This is a genomic window from Polaromonas sp. P1_E1_2, from assembly GCF_056406035.1.
Genome location: NZ_JBFUAZ010000717.1, coordinates 1 through 1915, shown reverse-complemented (window position 1 = coordinate 1915; position 1915 = coordinate 1). Strand labels below are relative to the sequence as shown.

At 55.9% G+C, this 1915-nt stretch carries 5 protein-coding genes; all 5 read left to right on the top strand.

All coding sequences use genetic code 11. From position 1 onward, the window contains the following. A partial coding sequence (locus AC1D1P_RS22090) for a hypothetical protein (protein ID WP_477674454.1) occupies window positions 1–354 on the top strand: 354 nt, incomplete at its 5' end. 11 nt (window positions 355–365) lie between these two features. After that, a complete protein-coding gene (locus AC1D1P_RS22085; RefSeq protein WP_477674453.1) occupies window positions 366–947 on the top strand; it encodes a hypothetical protein in 582 nt (193 codons plus the stop codon). After that, window positions 944–1288, top strand: a complete 345-nt coding sequence (locus AC1D1P_RS22080) for a hypothetical protein (RefSeq protein WP_477674452.1) — start codon at window positions 944–946, stop codon at window positions 1286–1288. Before AC1D1P_RS22085 ends, AC1D1P_RS22080 begins: the two co-directional genes overlap by 4 nt. Next, the gene (locus tag AC1D1P_RS22075) at window positions 1285–1680 is read left to right on the top strand and encodes a hypothetical protein (RefSeq protein ID WP_477674451.1); all 396 of its coding nucleotides are present in this window, start codon (window positions 1285–1287) and stop codon (window positions 1678–1680) included. The genes AC1D1P_RS22080 and AC1D1P_RS22075 overlap by 4 nt, the downstream gene beginning before the upstream one ends. Then, window positions 1677–1915 (top strand): hypothetical protein (locus AC1D1P_RS22070; RefSeq protein WP_477674450.1); only part of this gene is annotated, 239 nt, incomplete at its 3' end. The genes AC1D1P_RS22075 and AC1D1P_RS22070, both read left to right, overlap by 4 nt.

The window sequence follows — 1915 nt, the reverse complement described above, 5'->3', positions numbered from 1 at the left end:
TCTCTGGCCTCTGCGGACTATTTCATTATTCARCTTGGCACTGCATCTGCGTATGAAATTACCGGCTATGCGGGCGGATCATCTACCAACGGGCAGTCCGCGAATAACGTCACAGGTTTCATTGTCGAAGCACGGGCCGATGCCAGCTCTGCATTTAGTGGCAACGTGAAGCTCAAACTGCATGATGTCAGCACCAATAAGTGGACCATCTCGGGCGGGGTTTATTCCACCAATGGAGATACCTTTGTGTGTGGTGGTGACAAAGCATTGGCTGGCCCGCTAACTCGCATTCGAATCACATCAATTTCCGCTTCAACACTCGACGGTGGCAGCGCCAGCGGCACCGGTCGTTAAGAAAGAAATTCATGAGTGATACGCCTAACCTGGAAAACAGTACAGCGACCGACGACTGCGAGCCCAACCCTGATGGCCACATGTACTGGCTGACACCTTCTGGCAACTACCGGGAGGCCTTGTATGTGCCAGTAGGTTCTACTCCGGTCACCAAGCGGCCCTCCGTTGATCACTGTTGGCTAGCCGGCGCTTGGGCACTAGACCCAGCAAAGCTGTCGCAGCAGAAAATCGAACTGCTTGTGATTGCAAGGGCAAACCGCGAAATCATCCTGACTCGGTTACTTGGTCATAGGGACGATGCCGAAGATGATTTAGAGACTGCCGAAGAGGCTTTGGCAGTTGCCGAAGAGGCTGAGGATTCGGCAGGCATTGCTCTTCAGCAAAGCAATATCGCCATTCAGAAAAACAATATCGCCGCCATCAAGGCATGCCGAAGATCACTTAAAAATTTCACGAAAGACCCAAGAGTTATCGGCGCCGTGAACGGCGATGTCACCGCAGCAGTTCGGGCAGTCTATGGCGAAATTATCGCCGCCCTTACCGCCGCAGCTCCCTCTGTGCTGGTGGCCTTMAAGGATCTGGACGCACTATGAGCCGCGGCAAACTGATTCTGCGTGGTCTGGTTCTGCTGGCACTCCTGTTGCCATGTCTGTTGCTCGGCCTGTTTCGGTTTCTTTGGATGTTGGTAGTTGGGGATGAAGTCGCGGGCAAACGGGCTCTGCGCGGTCTCGACATGTCGGCTAACGCCAGTGCCTTGGCGGGTAACCCGTTCGAGACGATGTCCAGTCACTGCGGCCGCGTGCAGAGTACCTGGTGGGCTAAAGGTGTGATCTGGATCACCGATCGGGTGGACCGTCCAGGGCACTGCGTAGGAGCCAATGCTGAGGAGCAGCCGCTGCTGGATCTGATCGAGACCCACAGAAAGACGCAATGAAGATGCAAGAGCAGATCAATCATGCGGCGGACGCTGGCGGCCTGGCTGTACTGCTGGCTAAGTTTTTTCCGGCTGCCGTTGGCGCAGCGCTGATGGTTGCGGTAGATCCGCCAAAGACGAAACGCGATTTGTTCGCGCGGGCCTTTGTTGCCTTCTGCGCGAGTTACCTGTTCGGCGACATCCTTTTCGATTTTCTGCAGACCTTCAACCTGTTCACCTTCCTGAACGACGCTAAGCGCTCGCACCACACCGCGGTGGACGGCTTTGTGGGGGCGGTTGGTTGGTTTATCGCCGGCGGCTTCGCTGTGATGCTCAAGCGTTTTCGCACGAAGCCCATGCAGACCATCGACGACATGATTGACCGCGTGAACAAGACGAAGGACCTCTCGTGATCACCTTGAACGAATACGTCGGGTCGCATCGCGATTCACCCGACTGGACACCCACCCGAGAACAGAACGCCACCAGGCTGCTAGCTGCTAGTGCCGCGCTCGAGATTGAAATGATGGACGACGGCGTGGCATTTCCCATTAACCCGGTCACGAAGAGTGGGGTAGGCGGAATAACCTATGGCGGTTTCCGTCCGCAAGATTGCCCTCAGGGCGCGCCCGACAGTAGCCATAAGGA